Source organism: Paraburkholderia sp. A1BS-2L (assembly GCF_051125205.1).
Lineage (GTDB): Bacteria > Pseudomonadota > Gammaproteobacteria > Burkholderiales > Burkholderiaceae > Paraburkholderia.
The window spans coordinates 2,377,747-2,404,574 of sequence record NZ_CP120428.1; the positions used below are offsets into that span (position 1 = coordinate 2,377,747).

Annotated in this window: 21 protein-coding genes; 15 read left to right on the forward strand and 6 right to left on the reverse strand. The window is 65.9% G+C overall.

Translation table 11 applies throughout. The annotated features are described in order from the left end of the window. The first annotated feature begins 44 nt into the window (after window positions 1–44). Entirely contained in the window at window positions 45–815 is a 771-nt protein-coding gene (locus P5W98_RS10785; protein ID WP_421024521.1) for a Smr/MutS family protein, read from the forward strand. Between the two features lie 111 nt (window positions 816–926). On the opposite strand, the gene P5W98_RS10790 is transcribed toward P5W98_RS10785, so the two are convergent. From P5W98_RS10790 to P5W98_RS10805, 4 genes are all read right to left on the reverse strand, one after another. Then, window positions 927–2,045 (reverse strand): ABC transporter ATP-binding protein, encoded by a 1,119-nt coding sequence (locus tag P5W98_RS10790; protein WP_421024522.1) that lies wholly within the window; start codon window positions 2,043–2,045, stop codon window positions 927–929. Window positions 2,046–2,075: 30 nt separating this feature from the next. Next, the gene (locus P5W98_RS10795; protein WP_213293438.1) at window positions 2,076–2,933 is read right to left on the reverse strand and encodes a carbohydrate ABC transporter permease; all 858 of its coding nucleotides are present in this window, start codon (window positions 2,931–2,933) and stop codon (window positions 2,076–2,078) included. Beyond that, window positions 2,923–3,864, reverse strand: coding sequence for a carbohydrate ABC transporter permease (locus tag P5W98_RS10800; protein WP_421024523.1), 942 nt, complete (start codon window positions 3,862–3,864; stop codon window positions 2,923–2,925). Before P5W98_RS10800 ends, P5W98_RS10795 begins: the two co-directional genes overlap by 11 nt. 138 nt (window positions 3,865–4,002) lie before the next feature. Then, a complete protein-coding gene (locus tag P5W98_RS10805) occupies window positions 4,003–5,250 on the reverse strand; it encodes an ABC transporter substrate-binding protein (protein ID WP_421024524.1) in 1,248 nt (415 codons plus the stop codon). A 621-nt stretch (window positions 5,251–5,871) separates the two neighbouring features. Here P5W98_RS10805 and zwf point away from each other — a divergent pair. The 3 genes from zwf to P5W98_RS10820 all read left to right on the forward strand — a co-directional run bounded on the left by zwf (window position 5,872) and on the right by P5W98_RS10820 (window position 10,007). Continuing rightward, window positions 5,872–7,338 carry a glucose-6-phosphate dehydrogenase gene (gene zwf / locus P5W98_RS10810; protein WP_421024525.1) on the forward strand — a complete coding sequence of 489 codons (1,467 nt, stop codon included), beginning with the start codon at window positions 5,872–5,874 and terminating at the stop codon, window positions 7,336–7,338. Window positions 7,339–7,402: 64 nt separating this feature from the next. Beyond that, window positions 7,403–8,104, forward strand: coding sequence for a 6-phosphogluconolactonase (pgl, locus tag P5W98_RS10815; RefSeq protein ID WP_421024526.1), 702 nt, complete (start codon window positions 7,403–7,405; stop codon window positions 8,102–8,104). Then, window positions 8,085–10,007: a bifunctional transcriptional regulator/glucokinase gene (locus P5W98_RS10820; protein ID WP_421024527.1), complete on the forward strand. Its 1,923-nt coding sequence runs from the start codon at window positions 8,085–8,087 to the stop codon at window positions 10,005–10,007. The genes pgl and P5W98_RS10820 overlap by 20 nt, the downstream gene beginning before the upstream one ends. Before the next feature lie 101 nt (window positions 10,008–10,108). On the opposite strand, the gene P5W98_RS10825 is transcribed toward P5W98_RS10820, so the two are convergent. Further along, window positions 10,109–11,344 carry a Bcr/CflA family multidrug efflux MFS transporter gene (locus tag P5W98_RS10825; RefSeq protein ID WP_421024528.1) on the reverse strand — a complete coding sequence of 412 codons (1,236 nt, stop codon included), beginning with the start codon at window positions 11,342–11,344 and terminating at the stop codon, window positions 10,109–10,111. 289 nt (window positions 11,345–11,633) lie between these two features. Between P5W98_RS10825 and P5W98_RS10830 the strand changes: the two genes are divergently transcribed. The 9 genes from P5W98_RS10830 to P5W98_RS10870 all read left to right on the forward strand — a co-directional run bounded on the left by P5W98_RS10830 (window position 11,634) and on the right by P5W98_RS10870 (window position 21,650). Continuing rightward, window positions 11,634–12,143, forward strand: a complete 510-nt coding sequence (locus tag P5W98_RS10830; protein ID WP_421024529.1) for a hypothetical protein — start codon at window positions 11,634–11,636, stop codon at window positions 12,141–12,143. Window positions 12,144–12,341: 198 nt separating this feature from the next. Then, window positions 12,342–13,631, forward strand: coding sequence for a glutamate-1-semialdehyde 2,1-aminomutase (hemL, locus tag P5W98_RS10835; protein WP_421024530.1), 1,290 nt, complete (start codon window positions 12,342–12,344; stop codon window positions 13,629–13,631). 98 nt (window positions 13,632–13,729) lie between these two features. Next, on the forward strand, window positions 13,730–14,890 hold the full coding sequence (gene ribD / locus P5W98_RS10840; protein WP_421024531.1) for a bifunctional diaminohydroxyphosphoribosylaminopyrimidine deaminase/5-amino-6-(5-phosphoribosylamino)uracil reductase RibD: 1,161 nt from the start codon (window positions 13,730–13,732) through the stop codon (window positions 14,888–14,890). A gap of 44 nt (window positions 14,891–14,934) precedes the next feature. Further along, window positions 14,935–15,570 carry a riboflavin synthase gene (locus tag P5W98_RS10845; protein ID WP_421025252.1) on the forward strand — a complete coding sequence of 212 codons (636 nt, stop codon included), beginning with the start codon at window positions 14,935–14,937 and terminating at the stop codon, window positions 15,568–15,570. A gap of 573 nt (window positions 15,571–16,143) precedes the next feature. Beyond that, window positions 16,144–17,973, forward strand: a complete 1,830-nt coding sequence (locus P5W98_RS10850; RefSeq protein ID WP_421024532.1) for an ABC transporter ATP-binding protein — start codon at window positions 16,144–16,146, stop codon at window positions 17,971–17,973. A gap of 226 nt (window positions 17,974–18,199) precedes the next feature. Next, on the forward strand, window positions 18,200–19,360 hold the full coding sequence (gene ribBA, locus P5W98_RS10855; protein ID WP_421024533.1) for a bifunctional 3,4-dihydroxy-2-butanone-4-phosphate synthase/GTP cyclohydrolase II: 1,161 nt from the start codon (window positions 18,200–18,202) through the stop codon (window positions 19,358–19,360). Between the two features lie 54 nt (window positions 19,361–19,414). Then, a complete protein-coding gene (gene ribH / locus P5W98_RS10860) occupies window positions 19,415–19,927 on the forward strand; it encodes a 6,7-dimethyl-8-ribityllumazine synthase (RefSeq protein ID WP_129562624.1) in 513 nt (170 codons plus the stop codon). Then, window positions 19,924–20,358 (forward strand): transcription antitermination factor NusB, encoded by a 435-nt coding sequence (gene nusB / locus P5W98_RS10865; protein ID WP_035522241.1) that lies wholly within the window; start codon window positions 19,924–19,926, stop codon window positions 20,356–20,358. Before ribH ends, nusB begins: the two co-directional genes overlap by 4 nt. Window positions 20,359–20,456: 98 nt before the next feature. Continuing rightward, on the forward strand, window positions 20,457–21,650 hold the full coding sequence (locus P5W98_RS10870) for a pyridoxal phosphate-dependent aminotransferase (protein WP_421024534.1): 1,194 nt from the start codon (window positions 20,457–20,459) through the stop codon (window positions 21,648–21,650). Window positions 21,651–21,785: 135 nt separating this feature from the next. On the opposite strand, the gene P5W98_RS10875 is transcribed toward P5W98_RS10870, so the two are convergent. Further along, window positions 21,786–22,994 carry a transglycosylase SLT domain-containing protein gene (locus P5W98_RS10875; RefSeq protein WP_421024535.1) on the reverse strand — a complete coding sequence of 403 codons (1,209 nt, stop codon included), beginning with the start codon at window positions 22,992–22,994 and terminating at the stop codon, window positions 21,786–21,788. A 557-nt stretch (window positions 22,995–23,551) separates the two neighbouring features. Between P5W98_RS10875 and P5W98_RS10880 the strand changes: the two genes are divergently transcribed. Continuing rightward, window positions 23,552–25,141, forward strand: coding sequence for a UbiD family decarboxylase (locus tag P5W98_RS10880; protein ID WP_421024536.1), 1,590 nt, complete (start codon window positions 23,552–23,554; stop codon window positions 25,139–25,141). 154 nt (window positions 25,142–25,295) lie between these two features. Further along, the gene (locus P5W98_RS10885) at window positions 25,296–26,768 is read left to right on the forward strand and encodes an NAD-dependent succinate-semialdehyde dehydrogenase (RefSeq protein ID WP_421024537.1); all 1,473 of its coding nucleotides are present in this window, start codon (window positions 25,296–25,298) and stop codon (window positions 26,766–26,768) included. The last annotated feature ends 60 nt before the right edge of the window (window positions 26,769–26,828 follow it).

The following is a 26,828-nucleotide window of genomic DNA, read 5'->3' on the forward strand; positions in this document are numbered from 1 at the left end:
CGCGCTGAACGCACGCCACTGAGATTCATCCAGCGTCTTTCGCCATGCCCAAGAACGTGCCCCATCCGGGCGAGCCCAAGCGCCCCGCCCCCACGCGCCCTGCCGCGCCAAGCATCGCGCCCGAGCCCGCCCCCGAACCCGGCAAGGCCGCCACGGGCTTCGCCGGCCTCGGCAGCCTGCGCGAAGCGCTCAAAACACAAACGCGCCAGCGCGAGCGTGAACGCGCGGCCGCCCAGGCGGCGCGCGTGGAAGCCGCCGCCGACAGCGACCTGTTCCGCCGCGAAATCGGCCAGATCGCGCCGCTCAAGCAGCCGCCGCGCGCGCAGCCGCGCCGCGAAGCACCCGTGCCGCTGCCACTGCAAACGCGTCTCGACGAGCAGGCGGTCCTGCACGAAGCGATTTCCGACGACTTCGACCCCGAAGCCCTGCTCGATACCGACGACTCGCTCTATTACCACCGTCCCGGCGTGAGCGAGGAAGTCGTCAAGAAGCTGCGGCGCGGTGCGTGGATCGTGCAAGCGCAGCTCGACCTGCACGGCATGCGCCGCGAGGAAGCGCGCGATTCACTGCAAACCTTCATCCGCGAGGCGGGCAAGCGCGGGCTGCGCTGCGTGCGCGTGATTCACGGCAAGGGGCTCGGCTCCGTGGGCAAGGAGCCCGTGCTCAAGGGCAAGGTGCGTGCGTGGCTCGTGCAGAAGGAAGAAGTGATCGCGTTCTGCCAGGCGCGGCCGCATGACGGCGGCGCCGGTGCGGTGCTCGTGCTGCTGCAGCCGCATACGCACGGGCACGGACAGCATCACTCGCACGCACGCTGAGCGAAGCCTTCAGTAAAAACCCCGCGGCTGCTCACGCAGCGGCGGGGTTTTTTGTCGCTTACCACACCAGAAGCGCACCAGCAAAACCTGGCGCGAATCGATCCGGACCGCTCAAGCGATGCGCTCTTCGGTTTTCGGATCGAACAGCACAGCCTTCGACACGTCGAATAGCAGCTCCATGCTATTGAGCGGCTGCGGATTCGCGCCCGGGTGCACGCGGCTCACGATGCGCTTGCCGTTGACCTGCGCGAACACGAGCGTGTCCGGGCCGGTCGGCTCGATCACGTCGACCTTCACGGTGTGGCGCTGCAGTTCGTGGCCGTGGCCGTCGTGCGAGCTGCGCGCGTCGGTGATGCGCTCCGGGCGCAGGCCCAGCACCACCTCCTGGCCGACACGGCCGCGCAGCTTGCTGGCCTCGAACGGCAGGTTCAGCACGCTGCGTGCGACACCCGTGTCGAGCTCGATGCCGATGCCCGAGCCCTGCTCCACCAGCTTGCCGTTGATGAAGTTCATCGGCGGCGCGCCGATGAAGCCCGCCACGAAGAGATTCGACGGCGAATCGTAGATCTCCTGCGGCGCGCCGAACTGCTGCACGATGCCGTCCTTCATCACGGCGATGCGGTCGCCGAGCGTCATCGCCTCGATCTGGTCGTGCGTCACGTAGACGATCGTCTTGCCCACGCGCTGGTGCAGCAGCTTGATTTCCGAGCGCATCTCGATGCGCAGCTTGGCGTCGAGGTTCGAGAGCGGCTCGTCGAACAGGAACATGATCGGGTCGCGTGCGAGTGCGCGGCCCATCGCGACGCGCTGGCGCTGGCCGCCCGAAAGCTGGCCGGGCTTGCGGTCGAGCAGATGCTGAATCTGCAGCATGCTCGACACGCGGTCGACGATCTGCGTCTGCTCGGCCTTCGGCACCTTGCGGATGTTCAGGCCGAACGAGATGTTCTCGCGCACGGTCATCGACGGATAGAGCGCGTACGACTGGAACACCATCGCGATGTCGCGATCCTTCGGCGAGAGGTTGTTCACCACCTTGCCGTCCATCATGATCTCGCCCTTGGTGACGGTTTCGAGACCCGCGATCATGTTGAGCAGCGTCGACTTCCCGCAGCCCGAGCCGCCGACCAGAATCAGGAACTGGCCGTCTTCGATGTCGATGTTGACGCCCTTGAGGACGGGCACCCCGTTGGGGTAGGTCTTGTAGACGTCGCGAATGGAAAGGCTTGCCATGCTATGAATCCTTTAATCGAGTAGAGCTTCTTAGCCCTTCACCGCGCCCGCCGTGAGGCCGCGCACGAAGTAGCGGCCGGCGATCACGTAGACGAGCAGCGTGGGCAGCGCGGCGATGATCGCGCCGGCCATGTCGACGTTGTATTCCTTCACGCCCGTGGAGGTGTTCACGAGATTGTTCAGCGCCACCGTGATCGGCATCGAATCGACACCCGAGAACACGATGCCGAACAGGAAGTCATTCCAGATCTGCGTGAATTGCCAGATCAGGCACACCATGAAAATCGGCAGCGAGATCGGCAGCATGATGCGCGTGAAGATCATGAAGAAGCCGGCGCCGTCGATGCGCGCAGCCTTCACGAGTTCCGCCGGCACGCTCACGTAGAAGTTGCGGAAGAACATCGTCGTGAACGCGATGCCGTACACCACGTGCACCAGAACCAGCCCGCCAATCGTGTTCGAAAGGCCGAAGAAGCCTTCGAGACGCGCCATCGGCAAGAGGATCGCCTGAAACGGGATGAAGCAGCCCACCAGCAGCATCGTGAAGAGCGCATCCGCGCCGCGAAAGCGCCAGTGCGTGAGCACGTAGCCATTGAACGCGCCGATGATCGACGAGATCAGCACGGCCGGGATCACCATCTTCACCGAGTTCATGAAGAACGGCTGCATGCCGTCGCAGCGCACGCCGGTGCAGGCATGCGCCCACGCCTTCACCCACGGCGCGAAGCTCGGGCTCGCGGGCAGCGTGAGCATGTTGCCCGTGTGAAGCTCGTCGAGCGTCTTGAACGACGTCGACAGCATGACGTAGAGCGGGAACAGGAAGTACAGGGCGAACAGGATCAGCGCCGCATAGACGAACACGCGGCTCACCTTCATCTTAGGCTGCATTGCGCGTGCTCCTCGATTCCAGGTACATGAGCGGCACGAGCACGGCCACCACTGTCGCGAGCATCATCATCGACGAAGCTGCGCCGACACCGAGCTGCCCGCGGTTGAACGAAAACGTGTACATGAAGATGGCCGGCAGCGACGACGACGTGCCGGGGCCACCCGCGGTGAGCGCGACGACGAGGTCGAAGGTCTTGATCGTGATGTGGCACAGGATCAGCAGCACCGAGAAAAACACCGGACGCATGCTCGGAATCACGATCTTGCGGTAGATCGTGGGCAGTGTCGCGCCATCCACCTGGGCGGCCTTGAAGATTTCGCTGTCGACGCCGCGCAGGCCGGCGAGGAACAGCGCCATGCAAAAGCCGGTGGACTGCCAGACGGCGGCAACCACGATACAGAAAATCGCCTTGTCCGGGTCGTTGAGCCAGTCGAGCTGGAAGCTCGTCCAGCCCCAGTCGTGCAGCACCTGCTGAAGACCGAGATCGGGGTTGAAGATCCACTGCCACGCCGTGCCCGTGACGATGTACGAGAGCGCCATCGGATAGAGAAACACCGCGCGCAGCGCGCCTTCCTGGCGAATCTGCTGATCGAGCAGGATCGCGAGAAACAGCCCGAGCGCCACGCAAACGGCGATGAACGGAATGCCGAACCATGCGAGGTTCTGCGCCGAGGTCCACCAGACGTCGTTGCTGAAGAGCTCGCTGTAGCGGTCGAAGCCCGCGAATTCGTAGCGCGGCATCAACCGCGAATTCGACAGCGACAGATAGCCGGTGATGATGATGAAGCCGTAGACAAACACGAGGCTGATCAGAATGCTGGGCGAAAGCACCAGCTTCGGAATCCAGCGGTCTGCGAGCGCCGCCATGGGCGACGCGCGGCCTGTGGCAGGCGTGGCCGCCTTGCCGTTGCCGCTAAGAGAAGCAGTCACTGCGCGACTCCTGGTACGGTGTGGAACATTACGGACTCCGCACGATAAAGGGTTAGGTTTGACCCGTCATGCCCGGAGTGCGCCGCGCACGGCGCACTCCGCTTGTTTCATTGCAACGACTTCAAAAACCCGCTTCGCTTACTTGGTCTTGGCAGCCTTCGCGAGCGCTTCCACCGCGCTCTTCGAATCCTGGGTCGAGTTCATGAACTTCGTGACGACGTCGGTGATCGCACCGGCCGTGGCGTCTGCCTGAGCCATGCCGTGTGCGAGCGACGGCACATAGCCGCCCGCCTTGATCGCGGCCTGCTCATCCGCGTACGACTGCTTGCCGCACGCATCGAACTTGCTCATGTCCACGCCAAGGCGCACCGGGATCGAGCCCTTGTACAGGCTGAACTGTTCCTGGAAAGCGGGGCTCATGATCGTCTTCGCCAGCGCGATCTGACCCGGCGTGGCCGCCTTCTGGTCCTTCTGCTGGAAGAACACGAACGAGTCGACGTTGAACGTGTAGGCCTTCGAGGTGCCCGGCACCGGCGCGCAGACGTAGTCCTTGCCCGGCTGCTTCTTGGCGTTTTCGAACTCGCCCTTGGCCCAGTCACCCATGAACTGCATGCCCGCCTTGCCGTTGATGACCATGGCCGTGGCGAGGTTCCAGTCGCGGCCCGTGCGCGCGTTATCCATATACGACTGAATCTTGCGAACTGTGTCGAACACACCCACCATCTGCTGCGAGGTCAGGGTCTTCTGGTCGAGATCGACAATCGCCTTCTTGTAGAAGTCCGCGCCCTGCGAGAGCACCACGTCTTCCCACAGCGTCAGGTCTTGCCACGGCTGGCCGCCCGCCGCAACCGGCTGGTAGCCCGCGGCCTTGAGCTTGTCGGCCAGCGCGAAGAACTCCGGCCACGTGGTCGGCGCCTTGCCGCCCACCTTGTCGAGCGCGGCCTTGTTGATCCACAGCCAGTTCACGCGGTGCACCGAGAACGGCGCGCCGACGTAATGGCCGTCCGCGCGCATGATCTTGTCGATTTGCGGCGGCAGGTTGGCCTTCCAGTCGCCGGTAGCCGAATCGATCGGCACCAGCACGCCCTGCTGCGCCCATTCCTGGATCAGCGGGCCCTTGATCTGCGCTGCCGTGGGTGCGTTGCCCGAGATCACCTGGGTCTTCAGTGCCGTCATGGCCGCCGCGCCCGCGCCGCCGGCGACCGCGAAGTCCTTCCACACGTAGCCCTGCTTCTGCATGTCGTCCTTGAGCACGCCGACCGCCTTCGATTCGCCGCCCGAAGTCCACCAGTGCAGCACTTCGAGGGATTCGGCTGCCTGCGCAGTCGCGACGCCGGCCATGAGACCTGCGGCGCACAGGGCGCCCATGATCGCTCGGAATTTCATTGCTTATCTCCTCCAGACACCTGATCAGTAAAAACTAGTTGGCCCCTGATGTACCCAGGGTGCGGTGTGGTTAATACAGGCACAAAAACAGGCAAAACACTGGACGGACGGGCGCCGGAGTGCCGCGCGCGTGAAGGTCAATCGATGCGCGCGGGCCGCGGGCCGGTGTCCGGCCGCTGGACGCTCAAGAGATGAGTGGTTCGGAATACAAAGACTGTCTCCTCTTTTGATTTTCTCCGGCCGCGTTCGCAAGCGCGATGCGCAGCCAGTCGAGGCGCCGCGTGCCATGCTCATGCAGCGCGGCGGCCGAACATCCCCACCTCCGGCGCCCGGCGGGCACATGAACGGCTCCATTGTCCGTTAACATGTGGGCGTTCCGCCCATCCGAAAAAGCGCGCGAAAACCCGTGCACGATTGCTGCAAAACCCATGCTGCGCCGCGCTTGTCTACGCTTTTTTCATCGAATGAACGTTACCTCTTGATTTGGATTGTAGTTAAACTACAATTCAGTGTCAAAAAAAATTTTATCGGACTACGGCCGCCTGGCGCAGCGCGATCGGCATACCGCCGCGGCCCCGCCGGAACTTGTTCCCGCGGCATTTCTGGACTGTGACGGAGACTATGCAAAGCCCTAACGATTCTGGTTTCACGTTCGTGCTCTTCGGCGCCACCGGCGACCTGTCGATGCGCAAGATCCTGCCGGCCCTGTTCGAGGCGCACCGCTCGGGCATGCTCGCCGCGTCCGGGAAAATCGTGGGCGTTGCACGCCACGAGGACACTCGCGACCAATACCTCCAGTGGGTCAACGAGCACGTCAAGCCGCACGTCTCGAAGAACGGTCTCGACGAAGCCGCGTGGGCGAGCTTTCTCGAGCGCATCGTCTATGTGAAGCTCGACCTCTCGCGCGCCGAGGACTTCACCACGCTGCGCGACGGCATCGAGGCGCTGCCCGGCATCCGCGTGTTTTACCTGGCCACGGGCCCGTCCCTGTTCGTGCCGATCTGCCGCGCGCTCGCCTCGGTCGGCCTGAACCAGAACGCGCGCATCGTGCTGGAAAAGCCGCTCGGCTACGACCTCGAGTCGTCCAATGCGATCAACGACGCGGTCGGCGAAATCTTCGCCGAAGAGCAGATCTACCGGATCGACCACTATCTCGGCAAGGAGCCGGTGCAGAACCTGCTCGCGCTCCGCTTCGGCAATGCGCTGTTCGAGCCGCTGTGGCGCCGCGAATGGGTCGAAAGCATCCAGATCACCATTGCGGAAGAACTGGGCGTGGAAGCGCGCGGCGACTTCTACGACAACACCGGCGCGCTGCGCGACATGGTGCAGAACCACTTGCTTCAATTGCTCTCGATCGTCGCCATGGAGCCGCCGCATTCAATGGATTCGGACTCGGTGCGCGACGAAAAGCTGCGCGTGCTGCGCGCGCTCAAGCCCATCAATCCCGCCGATATCAGCAAGGTCGCCGTGCGCGGCCAATACCATGCGGGCGTGATCCGCGGGCAGCAGGTGCCGGGCTACGCGACCGAGCACGGCGTGAAGCCCGATAGCCGCACCGAAACCTTCGTCGCCCTGAACGTCGAGATCGAGAACTGGCGCTGGGCGGGCGTGCCTTTTTTCCTGCGCACGGGCAAGCGTCTGGCCGACCGCGTCGCGGAAATCGTGGTGAACTTCCGCCCCGTGCCGCATTCGGCGCTGGGCCCCACGGCGCTGCGCGCGGGCTCCAACCGTCTGGTCATCCGCCTGCAGCCGAACGAAAATATTCGTCTGTACTGCCTCGCCAAGCAGCCTGGCGAAGGCATGAATCTCTCGAGCGTGCATCTCGACCTCGCGTTCGACCAGTTCTTCCGCGAAGGCCAGATGGAGGCGTACCAGCGTCTCTTGCTCGACGTGATCAACGGGCGCCTCGCGCTCTTCGTGCGCCGCGACGAGCAGGAAGCCGCGTGGAAATGGGTCGAGCCCATCCTCAACGAATGGGCCGTGTCGCCCCGCCCGCCCAAGCCTTATGCCGCGGGCACCTGGGGACCGGCAGCGTCGAGCGCGATGCTGGCGCAGCACGGCACCTGCTGGCTCGAAGAAGAGAATTGACCGGACCGATGAACACCCCCGCGAACATTCCCGCGGATCGACAAAAAAGCAGCCTGGAGGAGAAGTGATCGAGCTTCACGTATTCGACGACCCGCGCGTCCAATCGGACGCGCTGGCGCGAGCCGTGGGCGACGCACTACATGCGTCGCTCGCCGCTCTTGCTGCCGCGCCCGGCACCGGCGCGCGCCGTGCAACGCTCGCGGTTTCCGGCGGCACGAGCCCGCGTCCGTTTCTCGAGACCCTGTCGACGCACCGCTTCGACTGGGCGCACACCGACATCACCCTGGTGGACGACCGCTGGGTGCCCGAGACCGATCCGGCCAGCAACGCACGCCTCGCGCACGAGACCCTGCTGAAGCACGAGGCGGCGCAGGCGCGTTTCCTGCCGCTCGTCGACGTCACGCAGGAACTGGATGCGCACGTGGCCGCGCTCAACGCCGACCCGCAGCGCCGCCTGCCCAACGTCGCGGTGCTCGGCATGGGTGAAGACGGCCACACCGCGTCGATCTTCGCCGACGCGCCCGAGTGGCACGAAGCCATCACCACGGCGCGCCCGTTCGTGGCCGTGCATCCGCAGGCCGCGCCGCACGCGCGCGTCTCGTGGTCGATGCAGGCGCTGCGCCAGGTCGATCGCCTGTTCCTGCTGATCGCGGGCCAGCGCAAGCTCGACGTGCTGCAACAAGCCGCTGCCGCGGAACAGAACAACGCCATCTCGAAGCTGGCGAACGACAAGGGAGTGAGACTCGATGTCTACTGGTGCGCCTAACAAATCCGCCCCTGGCGCGGGCCAGCACGCCGACGGACCGAGGCTGCTCGCCGACATCGGCGGAACCAACGCGCGCTTCGCGCTGGAGACGCGCGCGGGCGAGATCGGCCAGGTGCGCGTGTACCCATGCGCCGACTATCCGGGCGTCGCGGACGTGATCCAGCAGTATCTGAAGGACACGAAGATCGGCCGCGTGAACCACGCCGCGATCGCCATTGCGAACCCGGTCGACGGCGACCAGGTGCGCATGACCAATCACGACTGGACCTTCTCGATCGAAGCCACGCGCCGCGCGCTCGGCTTCGACACGCTGCTGGTCGTGAACGACTTCACCGCGCTCGCCATGGCCTTGCCGGGCCTGACCGACGCGCAGCGCACCCAGGTGGGCGGCGGCCAGCGCCGCCAGAACAGCGTGATCGGTCTGCTCGGGCCGGGCACGGGCCTCGGCGTCTCGGGCCTGATTCCCGCCGACGACCGCTGGATCGCGCTCGGCAGCGAAGGCGGCCACGCCAGCTTCGCGCCGCAGGACGAGCGCGAAGATCTCGTGCTCCAGCACGTGCGCAAGAAGTGGCCGCACGTGTCGTTCGAGCGCGTCTGCGCGGGGCCCGGCATCGAGCTGATCTATGGGGCGCTTGCCGCGCGCGACAAGAAGAAGGTGGGCGCGGACATCAACACGGCCGAGATCGTCAAGCGCGCGCACGACGGCGACGCGCTCGCGGCGGAAACCATCGAATGCTTCTGCGGCATTCTCGGCAGCTTCGCGGGCAACATCGCGATGACGCTCGGCTCGCTCGGCGGCATTTATATCGGCGGCGGCGTGGTGCCGCGTCTGGGCGAGCTATTCATGCGCTCGTCGTTTCGCCAGCGCTTCGAGGCCAAGGGCCGCTTCGACGCCTATCTCGCTAACGTGCCCACCTACGTCATTACCGCCGAATACCCGGCGTTTCTCGGCGTCTCGGCCATCCTCGCGGAACAGCTCTCGAACCGCGCGGGCGGCGGATCGTCGGCGGTGTTCGAGCGCATCCGCCAGATGCGCGATGCGCTCACGCCCGCCGAGCGGCGCGTGGCCGACCTCGCGCTCAACCATCCGCGCTCGATCATCAACGACCCCATCGTCGATATCGCGCGCAAGGCCGACGTGAGCCAGCCCACGGTGATCCGCTTTTGCCGCTCGCTCGGCTGCCAGGGGCTCTCCGACTTCAAGCTCAAGCTCGCCACCGGCTTGACGGGAACGATCCCCGTGAGCCACAGCCAGGTGCATCTGGGCGACACCGCGACCGACTTCGGCGCGAAGGTGCTCGACAACACGGTTTCGGCCATCCTGCAGCTGCGCGAGCACCTGAACTTCGAGCAGGTCGAGCAGGCCATCACGCTGCTCAACGGCGCGCGGCGCATCGAGTTCTATGGGCTCGGCAACTCGCATATCGTCGCCCAGGACGCGCACTACAAGTTCTTTCGCTTCGGCATCCCGACTATCGCTTACGGCGACCTCTACATGCAGGCGGCGTCCGCTGCGCTGCTCGGCAAGGGCGACGTGATCGTGGCGGTCTCGAAGTCGGGCCGCGCGCCTGAGCTCTTGCGCGTGCTCGACGTGGCGATGCAGGCCGGCGCGAAAGTGATTGCGATCACGTCGAGCAACACGCCGCTCGCCAAGCGAGCGACCGTGGCGCTCGAAACCGATCACATCGAGATGCGCGAGTCGCAGCTTTCGATGATCTCGCGCATCCTGCACTTGCTGATGATCGACATTCTCGCGGTGGGCGTCGCGATCCGCCGCGCGTCGCCCGAGGGCGACATGAGCCACGCCGTCGAAAAGGCCCGCGAGCAGGCCGACGACGACGCCTCCGCCGTGCTCGACTGGCTGAGCCACGGCGCGTCATCGTCGGCGCGCGCGAGCGATTGATGTCAATGCGTGACGCAAACGCATGACGCAAATGCGCCACGCGAACGTGCGATGAAATGAACAACGGGACGCCTCGGCGTCCCGTTGTTCATGGTGCGCGCTTACGCGTTCGACGCCGTCTGGCTGACGCCCGGCGCGGGCCGGCCATGCCACTTCACGACGATGCGGCGGCCAACCCAGGTGAGCGCGCCGCACGCGCCGATCGTGCAGCCCATGCCGAGCGGCGAGACACCCGGGAACCAGCCGACCACGACGCTCGCGAACGCGCCCAGCGCGAGCTGCGTCGCGCCGAACACCGCAGCGGCCGCGCCGGCGTTCTTCGGGTAGCGGTACATCAGATCGGTCGCGCAGTTCGCGCTCAGCAGCCCCACCACGCCCACCACGAAGAACAGCCCTGCCACGATCGACCACAGCCCGCCCCAACCCGTCACGCACACGAGCGCAACAAAGAACGACGCGGCGATGCTCACCGTGGAGGCCATCGACACCATGCGCAGCGTGCCCATGCGCCCGATGAAGCGCGTGTTGAGGAAATTGCCGAGCATGATGCCGAACACGTTCGCGCCGAAGAACAGCCCGTAGTGCTGGGGCGAGACGTGGAAGTACTCGATATAGACGAACGGCGTGGCCGAGATATAGGTGAACATGGCCGCGAACGCCATGCCGCCGCACAGCATGTGGCCCCAGACGAGCGGGTCGCGCAGCAGCCGCTCGTACGCCATGAACGAGCGCAGCACGGCGCCGCTCTCGCGCTTCTCGGCGGGCCAGGTCTCGGGCACGCGCAGCCAGGCGGCCGCAGCGCACGCGAGGCCGAACAGTGTGAGTGCGACGAACACCACGCGCCAGCCGCCGAGCAGCAGCAACTGCCCGCCGACGAGCGGCGCGAGCAGCGGCCCGATCGAGGTGACGATGGCGACCATCGACAGCACCTTGGCGGCGTCGGACGGCTCGTGCGCGTCGCGCGCGATCGCCCGTGCGAGCACGGAGGCCGCGCCCGCGCCGAGCGCCTGCAGAAAGCGCACGACCGTGAGCTCGCCCACCGAGTACGAGAACCAGCATGCGATGCTCGCGAGCGTGAAGAGCGCGATGCCGCCCAGCAGCACGGGGCGACGGCCGTAGGCATCGGAGAGCGGGCCGTAGAGCAGCATGCCGATCGAGAAGCCGGCCATGAAACTCGTGAGCGTGAGCGCGGCCGCAGCCGTGCTCACGCCGAACGACTGGGCGATGGCGGGCAGGCTCGGCAGGTACATGTCGGTGGCAAGCGGGCCGCAGGCGGCGAGCGCGCCGAGCAACAGGATCAGCCGGCCATCGGGCCGGCGTCGCGGGGAATGGGGCATGGGATCGACCAGGAGCGGACCGTCGCCGAGGGCGCGGTCCCGGTGTTCTGGGCCGCTTCGGCATGAACCGGTTGGGGTCTCATCCGCGTCTCTCCTCCGCATCTCGATTGCGATGCAAGTGCGACGCGGGTGACGCAAAAAGCGGCTACGTAGCGGGGGCATTGTACCCGACGCTTAAATTCCGCTTTCGGCATCGCGCAAGGCCGGCCAGGCCGGGCTGCGCCCACGCTTTGCGTTAAGCTGCGCCCTTTCCCGTTCTTCAATGCGCCGCACGGCGCGAGCTTCGTTCATGAGCGCCTACCTGCTGATCTGGAGCCCCAGGAAGTGGCCCTGGCCCGAGTTGCCCGACTGCGCGCGCCGCGTTCAGGAAGGCGCTGCCGTCGCCGACACCTGGGGCTGCGGCTTCGCACGCGGCATCCTGCCCGGCGACCGCGTGTTCCTGCATCGCGTCGCCTCCGAGCCGCGCGGCCTGTTCGGCTCCGGCTACGTGACGCGCGCGCCCTACGAGGTGCCCGACCTCGCGTACAAGCGCGGCTATCGGCTATGCATCGACTTCGTCTACGACTGGCTGGTCGACGCCAACGACAACGTCGTCATCGCGCGCGACGCGTTGCGCGTCCATCCGTTTTCCGTGCAGACATGGGATGCGCAAAGCTCGGGCACGGTCATCAAGCCGATCGCCGAGGGCGCGCTGGAGAAACGCTGGGTCGAGCTGACCGGCAAGCGGCCCATGCCGGCCGCCGCGGTTGCGGCGGCTGCGGCGCATGACGCGCTTGCGCGGACCGCGCGCCGTCCGTAGCGGCCCCCGGCCCATTCGGCGTGAGTCCGGTACAATTTCGCCATTGCCGCCCCTTCGCTGGCGCCCGGCCCGGCACCTCGTCTGGCCGGCCCCGAGCCGCATGGGGTCCGAGCGTCGGCGCGCCAAGGCCCCGCCTGCCGCGCGCCTGATCACACCACTGCAGCCACCGCACCAACCACTCTCGCAGGCCCAGCACCCATGTCCAACAGCTCGTCCACGAACCAGGCCCTCTTCGAACGCGCCCAGCGCACCATTCCGGGCGGCGTCAATTCGCCCGTGCGCGCGTTCCGCTCGGTCGGCGGCACGCCGCGCTTCATCGAGCGCGCACAAGGTGCGTACTTCTGGGACGCCGAAGGCAAGCGCTATATCGACTACATCGGCTCGTGGGGCCCGATGATCGTCGGCCATGTCCACCCCGAGGTGCTCGAAGCCGTGCAGCGCGTGCTCGTCAACGGCTTCTCGTTCGGCGCGCCCACCGAGGCAGAAATCGAGATCGCCGAGGAAATCTGCAAGATCGTGCCGTCGATGGAGCAGGTGCGCATGGTGTCGAGCGGCACCGAAGCCACCATGAGCGCGCTGCGGCTCGCACGCGGCTACACGAAGCGCGACCGCATCGTGAAGTTCGAAGGCTGCTATCACGGCCACGCCGACAGCCTGCTCGTGAAGGCCGGCTCGGGTCTGCTCACGTTCGGCAACCCCACATCGGCGGGCGTGCCGGTGGACATCGCGAAGCACACCACGGTGCTCGAGTACAACAACGTCGCGGCGCTCGAAGAAGCGTTCAAGGCGTTCGGCGACGAGATCGCCGCCGTGATCGTCGAGCCCGTCGCGGGCAACATGAATCTCGTGAAGGCCACGCCCGAATTCATTGGCGCGCTGCGCAGCCTCACGGCGAAGCACGGCAGCGTGCTGATCTTCGACGAGGTGATGTGCGGCTTCCGCGTCGGCCTGCGCGGCGCGCAGGCGCTCTACGGCATGCAGGCCGATCTCGTGTGTCTGGGCAAGGTGATCGGCGGCGGCATGCCGGCGGCGGCGTTCGGCGGCCGCCGCGAGATCATGGACCACCTCGCCCCCAACGGCGGCGTGTACCAGGCGGGCACGCTCTCGGGCAACCCGATCGCCGTGGCCGCGGGCCTGAAGACGCTGCAACTCATTCAGGCGCCGGGCTTCTACGACCGGCTCACAGCGCAGACCGCGCGGCTCGCGCAAGGCCTCTCGCAGGCCGCACGCGAAGCGAACGTGCCGTTCGTCGCCGATTCGGTGGGCGGCATGTTCGGTCTCTATTTCGCGGACAAGGTTCCGGGCAGCTTCGCGGAAGTCACGAAGAGCGACGTGACGCGCTTTAACCGCTTCTTCCATCAGATGCTGGACGCGGGCGTGTACTTCGCTCCGTCGGCTTACGAGGCGGGCTTCGTGTCGAGCGCGCACGACGACGCCCTCATCGACGAAACGATCGCCGCCGCGCGCCACGCGTTCGCCGCGCAGTAAGGCACACCGTAAGGCGCGCAACAAGGCGCGCCGAGCATCAGCCGAAAGCGGGGCGCACGCCCCGCCCCTCGTCCGCAACGCCCCGGAGCCCGCACGACATGTTTTCGCAAGCCGATTTCACCTACATGGAGCGCGCGCTCGCCCTCGCGGTGCGCGGTCTGTACACGACCGATCCGAACCCGCGCGTCGGCTGCGTGCTGGTGAAGGACGGCGTGGTGATCGGCGAGGGCTTCACGCAGCCCGCTGGCCACGACCACGCCGAAATCCAGGCGTTGAGGGACGCGCGTGCGCGCGGCCACGAAGTGCGCGGCGCCACTGCCTACGTTACGCTCGAACCGTGCAGCCATTTCGGCCGCACGCCGCCCTGCGCGAATGCACTGATCGAAGCGAAGGTCGCGCGCGTGATCGCGGCGATGGAGGACCCCAACCCGCTCGTTTCGGGGCGCGGCCTCTCGATACTGCGCGACGCGGGCATCGAAGTGCGCTGCGGCCTGCTCGCCAACGAAGCGCGCGAACTGAATATCGGCTTCGTCTCGCGCATGACGAGAAAGCGCCCCTGGGTGCGCATGAAGGTGGCGGCATCGCTCGACGGCCGCACCGGCCTGCCTTCGGGCGAAAGCCAGTGGATCACGGGCGAAGCCGCGCGCGCCGACGGCCACGCGTGGCGTGCACGCGCCTCGGCCATCCTCACGGGCATCGGCACTGTGAAGGAAGATGACCCGCGCATGACCGTGCGCGCGATCGACACGCCGCGCCAGCCCAAGCGCATTCTCATCGACAGCCGTCTCGACGCCTCGCCGCTCTCACAGATCTTCGTTGGCGCGCCCACGCTGGTGTTTTGCGCCGCGCTCGACGCCACCAACGAGGAACGCGCCGATGCGCTGCGCGCGCGCGGCGCCGAAATCGTCGCGCTCGGCAACGCGGGCGGCAAGGTGGATCTGCCCGCCGTGCTCACGGAGCTGGCCGCGCGCGGCGTGAACGAACTGCACGTGGAAGCCGGCTACAAGCTCAATGGATCGCTGCTGCGCGAAGGCTGCGTGGACGAGCTGCTCGTCTATCTCGCGCCCTCGCTGCTCGGCACGGACGCGCTCGGCATGTTCAATCTTGCCGCGCCCGCGACGCTCGATGCGCGCACGCGCCTCGCGTTCCACTCGGTCGAGCGCGTCGCCGAGGATCTGCGCATCCTCGCGCGCCTCGTGCCCGATGACTCGAATACGAATCTCGACGCGGACACGCACGCGCATGGAGACGCATCATGATTGTTTCTGACGAACTGAACGCACTGAACACAAAGGACAGCCAGATGTTTACCGGAATCGTCGCGGCCGTGGGCCGCATCGAATCGATCAAGCCGCTCGGCAGCGACGCCGATGCGGGCGTGCGCCTCACCGTCGACGCGGGCGGCCTCGACCTCGACGACGTGCAGCTCGGCGACAGCATCGCCATTCAGGGCGCGTGCATGACCGTCATCGAAAAATCTGCGACCCGCTTCGACGTGGACGTCTCGCGCGAAAGCCTGAACCGCACCGTGGGCCTCGCCGACACCGGCGAAGTGAATCTGGAAAAAGCGCTGCGCGCGCACGACCGTCTGGGAGGCCATATCGTCTCGGGCCACGTGGACGGCCTTGGCACTGTCACGCGCTTTGCGCCCGTCGGCGAGTCGCACGAGCTGCGCGTGCTCGCACCCGCGGAGATCGGCCGCTATCTCGCCTATAAGGGCTCGGTCACGGTCAACGGCGTGAGCCTGACCGTAAACTCGGTGGACGACCGCGCGGACGGCTGCGAATTCTCGATCAACCTGATCCCGCACACCGTTGAAGTGACCACGCTCAAGCACCTCGTGGCCGGCGCGAAGGTGAATCTCGAGATCGATTTGATTGCGCGGTATGTGGAGCGGATGCTCGGTGCATCTCAGAACAACCCTAAACCGTTGAAATAATCCGGATTTTGAAATCCACGGTTTACCGCTGCCTCCCCCGATCTTGGCCAAATTCGCGATTGGATGGCGGCGGTGATTCCGAATGTGCACGACCCTTACCTACGGTTCGTATTATCGTCAGGTCTCCAAAATTCGGCTCTTCGCCCATTCAACAGGGTCAAAATTTCCGCCAAAACGGCCCTGACTCTGTGTCCCGGGCACCGCGCAAGCGCAACTGCAGCATCACTGATAGAATCCGTCCGAATTCCCTCGCGGCCGCCTTTTTGACGCGCCGCGCGCTCCCCACCCGAACACCATGAAGGAGGCAAAGATGGCAGTAGTCAAGAAGGCCGCCGTCATGCCGCCGGTTCGGGTGATGCCACTTATCGCGCACGCGCTGCTTCCGGTGCGCTGACTGCGTCCACGACGGCGCGTCTCGGGCGGTGCGCCCGTGGCGGCGATCTGGCCGCCACGCCGCTTTCCCACGATTTCGAGGATTGACGTTCGGCATCAGGTGCCTGAACGAGCGAACCCCGTTTTCCGCTCATCGCATTTCTGAAGAGTCTTCAGGCCTTTGGCCCGAAGCATCTGTCCATGGCAGACCAAGACAAAAACCCTGCTTCCGGCGGACAAACGTTCCGCAATGTTCTCGGCTTCACGTTCCGGCAGTGGTCGCGCCAGCCGCGCCGCGCAGGCGCGGTGGCCCTCGCCGCGCTACTGGGCGCGCTCGCCGACGTGCTCACGCCGCACTATGCGGGCCAACTCGTCGACGCGCTCGCGCACGACGCCGCGAGCGGCAATGCCGCCGCCTGGCACGCCGCCGTCACGGCGTTCGGGGCACTGACGGCGCTCGGGCTCACCGGCACGCTGATGCGCCAGGCCGCATTCCAGAACATCATCGTGCTCACGCTGAAGATGATGAGCGAGATCGCCACGCACGCCTTTCACCGCGTGCAGCGCTTCTCCACCGACTGGCACGCGAACAGCTTCGCCGGCTCGACCGTGCGCAAGATCACGCGCGGCATGTGGGCGCTCGACCTGCTCAACGACACGCTGCTCGTGGCGCTCTTTCCGTCGCTCGTGATGCTGGTCGGCTCGACCGCCCTGCTCGCGCTGCAGTGGCCCGTCATGGGCCTCGTGGTCGGTATCGGCTCGGTGCTTTATCTCGCCATCACCGTGTCGCTGTCGCTGTTCTACGTCGCGCCGTCGGCGCGCCTCGCGAACCAGTGGGACACGAAGATGGGCGGCGCGCTCGCCGACGCCATTTCGTGCAACGCGGTCGTCAAGGCCTTCGGCGCGGAAACGCGCGAAGAGGCACGGCTCGCGCGCGTGATCGACAAATGGGACAGCCGCACGCGCCGCACCTGGCGGCGCGGCACCTTCAACGGCGGCGTACAGGGCGCGCTGCTGGTTGCGATGCAGGCCGCCATACTCGGCGCGGCGCTCCTGCTGTGGGCGCACGGGCTCGCGAGCGTGGGCGACATCACCTTCGCGCTCACGCTGTTTTTCCTGCTCAAGGGTTATCTGCGCGACGTGGGCATGCACGTGCGCAACCTGCAACGCTCGGTCAACGACATGGAAGAGCTGGTGATGCTCGAAGCCCAGCCGCTCGGCATCGAAGATGAAGCGGGCGCGCCACCGATCGTGATCGACCGTGGCGACATCCGCTTCGAGAACATGACGTTCCGTTACGGCGCGCACGAGCGGCCGCTCTACGCGAATCTTTCGCTGCGCATCGCGCCGGGAGAGCGCGTGGGTCTGGTCGGCCATTCGGGCTCCGGCAAGACCACGCTCATCAAGCTGATCCAGCGCCTCTACGATGTCACCGACGGCCGCATCACGATTGACGACCAGGACATCGCGCAGGTGCAGCAGGCGTCGCTGCGCTCGCAGATCGCCATCGTGCAGCAAGAGCCGGTGCTGTTCCACCGCTCGCTTGCCGAGAACATTGCTTATGCGCGGCCCGGCGCGACCCACGACGAGATCGTGCTGGCGGCGAAACTCGCGAGCGCGCACGACTTCATCATGGCGCTGCCGCGCGGCTATGAAACGCTCGTGGGCGAGCGCGGCGTCAAGCTCTCGGGCGGCGAGCGCCAGCGCGTGGCAATCGCGCGCGCGTTCCTTGCAAACGCACCGATCCTGATCTTCGACGAAGCGACCTCCAGTCTCGACAGCGAAAGCGAAGTGCTGATCCAGCAGGCGATGGAGCGGCTGATGGAGGGCCGCACGACGGTCGTGGTCGCGCACCGGCTTTCGACCGTGCGCGCGCTCGACCGCCTGCTGGTGCTCGAGCGCGGGCGCGTCGCGGAGGAAGGCACGCACGACGAACTCGTGCGCCGCGAGAACGGGCTGTACCGCCGCCTGTTCGAGCGCCAGGCGCTGGAGCTCACGAAGGGACTCGCCGACGATGTCGTGCTGCGATAAACGGCGACTGAACAGCTTCATTGTCGCGAAAGCGCCACTCGGGGGGCGTGCGGGACGTTCGGCCGACCCTTGCATACGCCCGATGCGCATCCGGCGAGGCGAACGCCCAACGCCTGCAAGCCCGCTCACGCACACGCCAGACCCAAATCCCTCCGCCACCCTTCGTTCTGGGCGACGCGCCCGCCCGCGTGGCGTAAAATGTGCGCTTTCCAGCCAAAATTCCACCATGACGCTCGCCTCCACCCTTGAAATCATCGCCGAGCTCAAAGCCGGCAAGATGGTGATCCTCGTCGACGAAGAAGACCGGGAAAACGAGGGCGACCTCGTCATCGCAGCGGAGTTCGTCACGCCTGAAGCCATCAACTTCATGGCGAAGTACGGCCGCGGCCTGGTCTGCCTCACGCTCACGCAGGAGCGCTGCAAGCTGCTCAACCTGCCGCTCATGACTTACCGCAACGGCACGCAGTACGGCACGGCGTTCACGGTCAGCATCGAGGCGGCCGAAGGCGTCACCACCGGCATCTCCGCCGCCGACCGCGCACGCACGATCCAGACCGCCGTGGCACATGACGCGCGCGCCGACCACATCGTGCAGCCGGGCCACGTGTTCCCGATCATGGCGCAGCCCGGCGGCGTGCTCGTGCGCGCGGGCCACACCGAGGCCGGTTGCGACTTCACGGCGCTTGCGGGCCTCACGCCGGCGGCGGTGATCTGCGAGATCATCAAAGACGACGGCACGATGGCGCGCCTGCCCGATCTGATCGAGTTCGCCAAGGAGCACGACATCAAGATCGGCACCATCGCCGACCTGATCCACTACCGCAGCCGCACCGAATCGATCGTCGAACGCGTGGCCGAGCGCACCATGCACACCGCCCACGGCACGTTCCGCGCGGTCATGTACGTCGACCAGCCCACCCGCACGCCGCACATCGCGCTCGTGCGCGGCACGCCCAAGCCCGGCGAGGACACGCCGGTGCGCGTGCACGAGCCGCTTTCGGTGCTGGATCTGCTGGAAACGGGCTCCTCCACGCACTCGTGGACGCTCGACGCGGCCATGCGTGAAATCGCCGAGCGCGATCTCGGCGTGATTGTCATGCTCAACTGCGGCGACACCAAGGAACATCTGATCGACGTCTTCAAGGCGTTCGACCAGAAGGAGCGCGCAGAGGCGCTCGCGCGCCGGCCGGTGGACTTCAAGACATACGGCATCGGCGCGCAGATCCTGCGCGAACTCGGCGTGGGCCGCATGCAGGTGCTCTCCAAGCCGCGCCGCCTCGGCAGCATGTCGGGCTATGGCCTCGAAGTCACCGGCTTCGTGCCGATGCCGGGCAGCGACGCAGAAGCGCCCTGCCCGCCGGAAGCCGCCGACCGCTCTGCACATTAAACCGCAGGCCCCACTTCACGCGTCACCACGCTCAACCGAACCTACGGATATCACATGGAAATCGGACAATACCAACCGAATCTCGACGGCGATGGACTGCGCATCGGCATCGTCCAGTCGCGCTTTAACGAACCCGTCTGCAACGGCCTCGTCGACGCCTGCATCGAAGAACTCGAACGTCTCGGCGTCACCGGCGAAGACGTGCTGCTCGTCACCGTGCCGGGCGCGCTGGAAATTCCGCTCGCACTGCAAAAGCTCGCCGAAAGCGGCCAGTTCGACGCCCTGATCGCGCTCGGCGCGGTCGTGCGCGGCGAGACGTACCACTTCGAGCTCGTCTCGAACGAAAGCGGCGCGGGCATCTCGCGCATCGCGCTCGACTTCGGCGTGCCGGTCGCGAATGCGGTCCTCACGACCGAGAACGATGAGCAGGCCATCGCGCGCATGACCGAGAAGGGTCGTGACGCCGCGCGCGTCGCCGTCGAAATGGCGAACCTCACGGTCGCGCTAGAGCAGCTCGACGGTGGCGACGACGACGAAGACGAGGAAGACGAAGAGGAACAGCAATGAAGAGTGCGCGCCGCCGCTCCCGCGAACTGGCCACGCAGGGCTTGTATCAGTGGCTGCTGTCGGGTGTGCCCGCCGGCGAGATCGACGCGCAGCTGCGCGGTTCGCAGGGCTACGACAAGGCCGACCACGAGCACCTGGACGCCCTTCTGCACGGCGTGATCCGCGAATCGGAGGAGCTCTCCGCCGCCATCGTGCCGTGCCTGGACCGTCCGATCGAGCAGCTCTCGCCCGTCGAGCGCGCGGTGCTGCTCGTGGCGACCTACGAGTTCAAGCACCACGTCGACATTCCGTATCGCGTCGTCATCAACGAGGCGGTCGAGCTCACGAAAACCTTCGGCGGCTCTGACGGCTATAAGTACGTGAACGGCGTACTCGACAAGCTCGCGGCGCAATTGCGCGCCACCGAAGCCCAGGCCGCCCGCCGGTCGTAATGGCGGTAAGGGTTGTAATGGCATGAAGCGCGCGGGGCCGGGGCATCGAGCCCCCGGCCTCTCGCGCTCCATCGCCCGCAAGCACTGGAAACACCCGCATGAACACTGTTGCCGAACCGCTGCTGCGGCTTGCCGCGCGCGTCGACGAGATCCAGCCCTTCTACGTCATGGAACTGGCGAAGGAGGCTGCGAAGCTCGAACGCGCCGGACGCGACATCATCCACATGGGCATCGGCGAGCCGGACTTCACGGCGCCCGAACCCGTCGTCGAGGCCGCCGCCGCGGCGCTGCGCCGTGGCGTCACGCAATATACGAATGCGCTCGGCCTCCACACGCTGCGCGAGGCGATCGCGGCGCACTACGAACACGCCTACGGCCTGAAGGTCGATCCGGCACGCATCGTCGTGACGGCCGGCGCCTCGGCGGCGTTGCTGCTCGCCTGCACGGCGCTCGTCGACCGCGACGACGAAGTGCTCATGCCCGACCCGTGCTATCCGTGCAACCGGCACTTCGTGGCCGCCGCGGAAGGCAAGCCGGTGCTCGTGCCGAGCGGCCCGGAGGCGCGCTTCCAACTCACCGCCGGCGACGTCGAGCGTCTGTGGACGGCGCGCACGCGCGGCGTGCTGCTCGCCTCACCGTCGAACCCCACCGGCACCTCGATCGAGCCCGACGAGCTCGCACGCATCGTGAAGGCCGTGCGCGCACGCGGCGGCTTCACGATCGTCGACGAGATCTATCAAGGCTTGAGCTACGACGCGCGCCCCGTCTCCGCCCTCTCCTTCGGCGACGACGTGGTGACCGTCAACAGCTTCTCGAAGTACTTCAACATGACCGGTTGGCGGCTGGGCTGGCTCGTGGTGCCGCCCGTGCTGGTCGGCGCGTTCGAAAAGCTCGCGCAGAACCTGTTCATCTGCGCGTCGGCGCTCGCGCAACATGCGGCGCTCGCCTGTTTCGAGCCGCAGACGCTGGACATCTACGAAGCACGCCGGCTGGAGTTCAAGCGCCGCCGCGACTTCATCGCACCTGCGCTCGAGTCGCTCGGCTTCACCGTGCCGGTGATGCCCGACGGCGCGTTCTATGTCTACGCCGACTGCACGAACGTCAATCACCCGGCGGCCGGCGACAGCGACGCGCTCACGCGCGCCATGCTGCACGATGCGGGCACGGTAATGGTTCCGGGCATGGACTTCGGCGCGGCGGCGCCGCACCAATATGTACGGCTCTCATATGCCACGGCTTACGAGCGGCTCGAAGAGGCGGTCGGGCGGCTGCGGACCTTGTTCAATCGCTGATCCCCCAGCGATTCCGTTGCTGCCGCCAAGCCGGCAGACATGAAAAAAGGCACCCGAGGGTGCCTTTTTCGTTTTTCGTATTCGCCAGCATGTCCTGCTGGCCGGAGTCCGATCTCGATGCCTTTCGATACCTTGTTACGCGCCGAACTCGGACTGGCTGTGCTTCTGGGCCGCCGTGCTGGCGCCGTTGTTGGCGTCGTCCTGTTCAGGTGCGGTCTTCTCGGCCGCGGGCTTCTCCACCAGCGCATGCGCGTTGTCGAGCGTCACGTGCACACGCTTCTCGCCGCTGGTGCTCGCCACTTTCTGCACCGACGACGTGCCGGCCGTGGTCGTCACAGGCGCCTGTGGCGCGTTGATCGGCACGTTGCGGCCACGAGCCACGTCGCGCAGACGCCCGCGCTCGGCCATGACCTTGGCGCCGTAGCCACCGTCGTCGGGCGAGGTCGAGCCCACGTACAGGCGCAGACCGCCCGGCAGCGAACCGCCGCGCGCGATACAGTCCTTCAGGACCAGCGCGCCGACCTTGATGTTCGCGAGCGGATCAAGCGCAGCGCTCTGGCCGCCGAAGTACCGGAATTTGTCCGAGTGAACCTTCGACATGACCTGCATGAGACCTTGTGCGCCCACGCCACTTTCGGCGTACGGGTTGAAGCCCGACTCGATCGCCATGACCGCGAGCAGCAGCAGAGGATCGAGCCCCACTTCACGGCCGGTGTCGAAGGCAGCCTTGACGAGTTCGCCGACCGGCTCCTGCGCCACGCGATAGCGGCGCGCGATATAGGTCGCAACCATCGCCTGTTCGCGCGCCGAAACCAGCACGCGGTCGTCGCGGGCATCGGGCGTGATGCGCTGCGACGGGATCATGCGCGCCAGCGTGCCGACGCTCGGCAGCGAACGCGGGTCGAGACCATTGAGCGTGACCGCGTCGAGCGTGGCCATGCCGCCTTTGGAAACGCTGGTTGCGACGCGATCCACCACGCCGTTGGAACCGCCGGGCGTCACGTTAGCCGCGGGCGCACCGGCATCGGGAAGAAATGCCACAGCGCCAGCCTTGCTGTCTTCGTTCGCCATCACGCTGGGCGGCGGCAGGACCGCAGGCAGCGGATTGCCCTGCAGCAGACGCGCGGGGCCCGCCTGCACGGCTGCAGAAACAAAAGGCATCATGCGCGCCGCCACCGCGCCGCGCCACGAGGGCAGCAACCAGATAGCGAGCGCAACCAGGACGGCGCAACCGCCCACGATGCTGAACAGATGGTGGCTCAAACGCGTGCCACGTCGCAGTAGCGCACGCAGCCCCGAAGCGAAACGCTCATCGGCGCGCCACCACGATAACCAGGTATTCATCTAACGGATCTCCCATGTTGCATGATCCGGCGACCGAAGCTGACACGAGGCCAAATGCCAATCGCAGGATCAAGACACCGTGCGCCCTGGCTGGTGCGGCAACGGTGTCGGGAAAACGGCAGGAACGCCGTAAGTGGAACCCCTTCCTGACTACCGGGCACGCCTTGGGCGTGCATGAGAGGTTCTCACGCAAACAGCCGGCGCAAAGAGGCGCCGGCTAAGACAACCAATCTAGACCGTGAAGAGCCGTGCAGGGAGTCGGCTAAACGGTGACGCGTTGCGTCTGAAAGGACCGGGATGGTGGTTAGAAATTGCAAGCCCTGCAACCAGTGTGGACGGATTCTAGCAGGCTTTAATAGATGGTCAACACTATAGAATGTCAAATTTATAACTATTTGTAATAATAAACACCGTTCAATCCGGGCAACCCCCCATTCAGTGAGCGTCTGCGGCCGGTTAGCCAATCTGGCTGACAGCGTGCGTCAAGTAACACAGGTAAAATCGACAAACGTTTCGCCTCTGCCCTCGCCGCACGCTGCGGCTCCGCTCCTATCCTGATGAAATACAAAGATTTGCGCGACTTCGTCGGTCGCCTGGAGACGCTCGGCGAGTTGCGCCGCGTTCCACAAGCTGTCTCTCCGGTGCTGGAAATGACCGAACTCTGCGACCGCGTATTGCGCGCCGCCGGTCCCGCCCTGTTATTCGAGAGCCGCGCGACCCATGCGTTCCCCGTGCTGGGCAACCTCTTTGGCACGCCGCGGCGCGTCGCACTCGGCATGGGCATCGATGCACCTGAGAGCGCCGGCGACGGCGCAGCGCTCGAGTCGCTGCGCGACGTGGGGCGGCTGCTCTCAGCGCTGAAGGAACCCGAGCCGCCGCGCGGCCTGAAGGACGCCGGCAAGCTGCTCACGCTTGCCAAAGCCGTCTGGGACATGGCGCCGAAGACCGTGAGTGCGCCGCCCTGCCAAGAGATCGTCTGGGAAGATAACGACGTCGATCTCGCGAAACTGCCGATCCAGACCTGCTGGCCCGGCGACGCCGGCCCGCTCATCACCTGGGGCCTCACGGTCACGCGAGGGCCCAACAAGACGCGCCAGAACCTCGGCATCTACCGCCAGCAACTCATCGGGCGCAACAAACTCATCATGCGCTGGCTCGCGCATCGCGGCGGCGCGCTCGACTTCCGCGAATTCGCGCTGCAGAACCCTGGCAAACCTTATCCGGTGGCGGTCGTGCTCGGCGCCGACCCGGCCACCATCCTCGGCGCCGTTACACCGGTGCCCGATACGCTTTCGGAATATCAGTTCGCGGGTCTCTTGCGCGGCGGGCGCACCGAGCTTGCAAAGTGCATCACGCCCGGTGTGGACACACTCCAGGTTCCCGCACGCGCGGAAATCGTGCTCGAGGGGTTCATCTACCCCCATGATCGCGCGAACGGCAGTGCCCAGCCTACTGCTCCGTCGGGCGCACCGCCGCGCCCGACGAAAGGCGCGAGCGCCGCCTACGAGCACGCGCTCGAGGGACCCTATGGCGACCACACCGGCTATTACAACGAGCAGGAGTGGTTCCCCGTCTTCACGGTCGAGCGCATCACCATGCGGCGCGACGCGATCTATCACTCTACGTATACAGGCAAGCCGCCCGACGAGCCGGCTGTGCTCGGCGTCGCGCTGAATGAAGTGTTCGTTCCGCTGCTGCAGAAGCAATTCCCGGAAATCGCCGACTTCTATCTGCCGCCCGAAGGCTGCAGCTACCGCATGGCCATCGTGCAGATGAAGAAAAGCTACCCCGGGCACGCAAAACGCGTCATGTTTGGCGTCTGGAGCTTCCTGCGGCAGTTCATGTATACGAAGTTCATCGTCGTAGTCGACGATGATGTGAATATTCGCGACTGGAAAGAAGTGATCTGGGCGATCACCACGCGCATCGATCCCGCACGCGACACCGTGCTCGTCGAAAATACGCCGATCGATTATCTCGATTTTGCGTCCCCGATTGCGGGCCTCGGCTCGAAGATGGGCCTCGACGCCACTAACAAGTGGCCCGGCGAAACGGACCGCGAATGGGGCCGCGCCATCGAGATGACTCAGGACGTAAAGGTGCGTGTCGACCGCCTTTACGAGGAACTCGGGCTCGGGCGCACTTGAGGGTTGCGGGCGCCGGCCCGCAGCCTTAACGTCGAGCCGTAGCCCGGGCGCTGCATATTCGTTGCACACCGCGACGCCTTCGCGACGCCGCGCTCGCTCACCGCGATACGGCCCGCTTCGGGCCGCGCCGCACACGCATCGAGGAGACACGAAGATGAGCTTGTCCGCATCGGAACGCCTGACGCAGCTGCAGGATCCCGCACTCTTCAAGACACGCGCCTGGATCGACGGTGAGTGGAGCGGCGGCGCCGCGACCTTCGCCGTGCTCGACCCCGCCGACAACGCGGAAATCGCCCGCGTGCCCGATTTCGGCCCCGCCGAGGCGCACCGCGCCATTGCCGCCGCGCATGCGGCACTGCCTGCCTGGCGCGCAAAGACCGGCAAGGAACGCGCCGTCATACTGCGCCGCTGGTACGACCTCGTGATCGAGCACGCCGATGACCTCGCCGCAATCATGACCGCCGAGCAAGGCAAACCGCTCGCGGAGGCACGCGGCGAAGTGCTCTATGGCGCTTCGTTTCTTGAATGGTTTGCCGAAGAAGCGAAACGCGTGAACGGCGACGTACTCGCGAGCCCGGCGAGCGATCGCAAGCTCGTCGTGCTCAAGCAGCCGATTGGTGTGTGCGCATCGATCACGCCCTGGAATTTCCCGATCGCCATGATCACTCGCAAAGTCGCGCCCGCTATTGCAGCGGGTTGCACGATCGTCGTGAAGCCGGCCGAACAAACGCCGCTGTGCGCCCTCGCGCTCGCCGAGCTCGCACAGCGCGCTGGCGTGCCCAAGAGCGTGTTCAACGTCATCACCGCCGACTCGGCCAATTCGATCGAAGTGGGCAAAGCGCTCTGCGAAAGCGACGTCGTGCGCCACCTCTCGTTCACTGGCTCGACCCCGGTGGGCCGCATTCTCATGCAGCAATGCGCGCCGACGGTCAAGAAAATTGCGCTGGAGCTGGGCGGCCACGCCCCCTTCATCGTATTCGACGATGCCGATATCGATGCCGCCGTGGAAGGCGCCATGATCTCGAAATATCGCAACGCGGGCCAGACTTGTGTGTGCACCAATCGCTTCTACGTGCACGACAAGATCTACGACACGTTCGTCGAAAAGCTCGCCGCCACGTCGCGCAAGATCAAGGTCGGCAACGGCTTCGAGGCCGGCGTCAACCAGGGACCGCTGATCGACGACGCTGCGGTTGCAAAGGTGACGCAGCACATCGGCGACGCGACGTCGAAGGGCGCCAGGCTCGTCACCGGCGGCCAGGTGCTGGAAGGCCGCTACGTCGAGCCCACCGTGCTTGCTGAAGTCACGCGCGAAATGCTGATCGCGCGCGAGGAAACCTTCGGGCCGGTTGCCGCGGTGTTCCGCTTCCGCGACGAAGCCGAGGTCATCGGTCTCGCGAACGACACCGAGTTCGGCCTCGCCTCCTATTTCTATAGCCGTGACATCGGCCGCGTGTGGCGCGTTGCCGAGGCGCTCGAGTACGGCATGGTCGGCATCAACACCGGGCTCATTTCGAACGAAGTTGCGCCGTTTGGCGGCGTCAAGCAGTCGGGGCTCGGGCGCGAAGGCTCGAAATACGGCATCGACGAATATGTCGAGCTCAAGTACCTCTGCATGGGCGTCTGACCGCACAGCGCACCCGCGCCTGGCAACTGGCGCCTGAAAAGCAAACGGCGCAACGCGGCA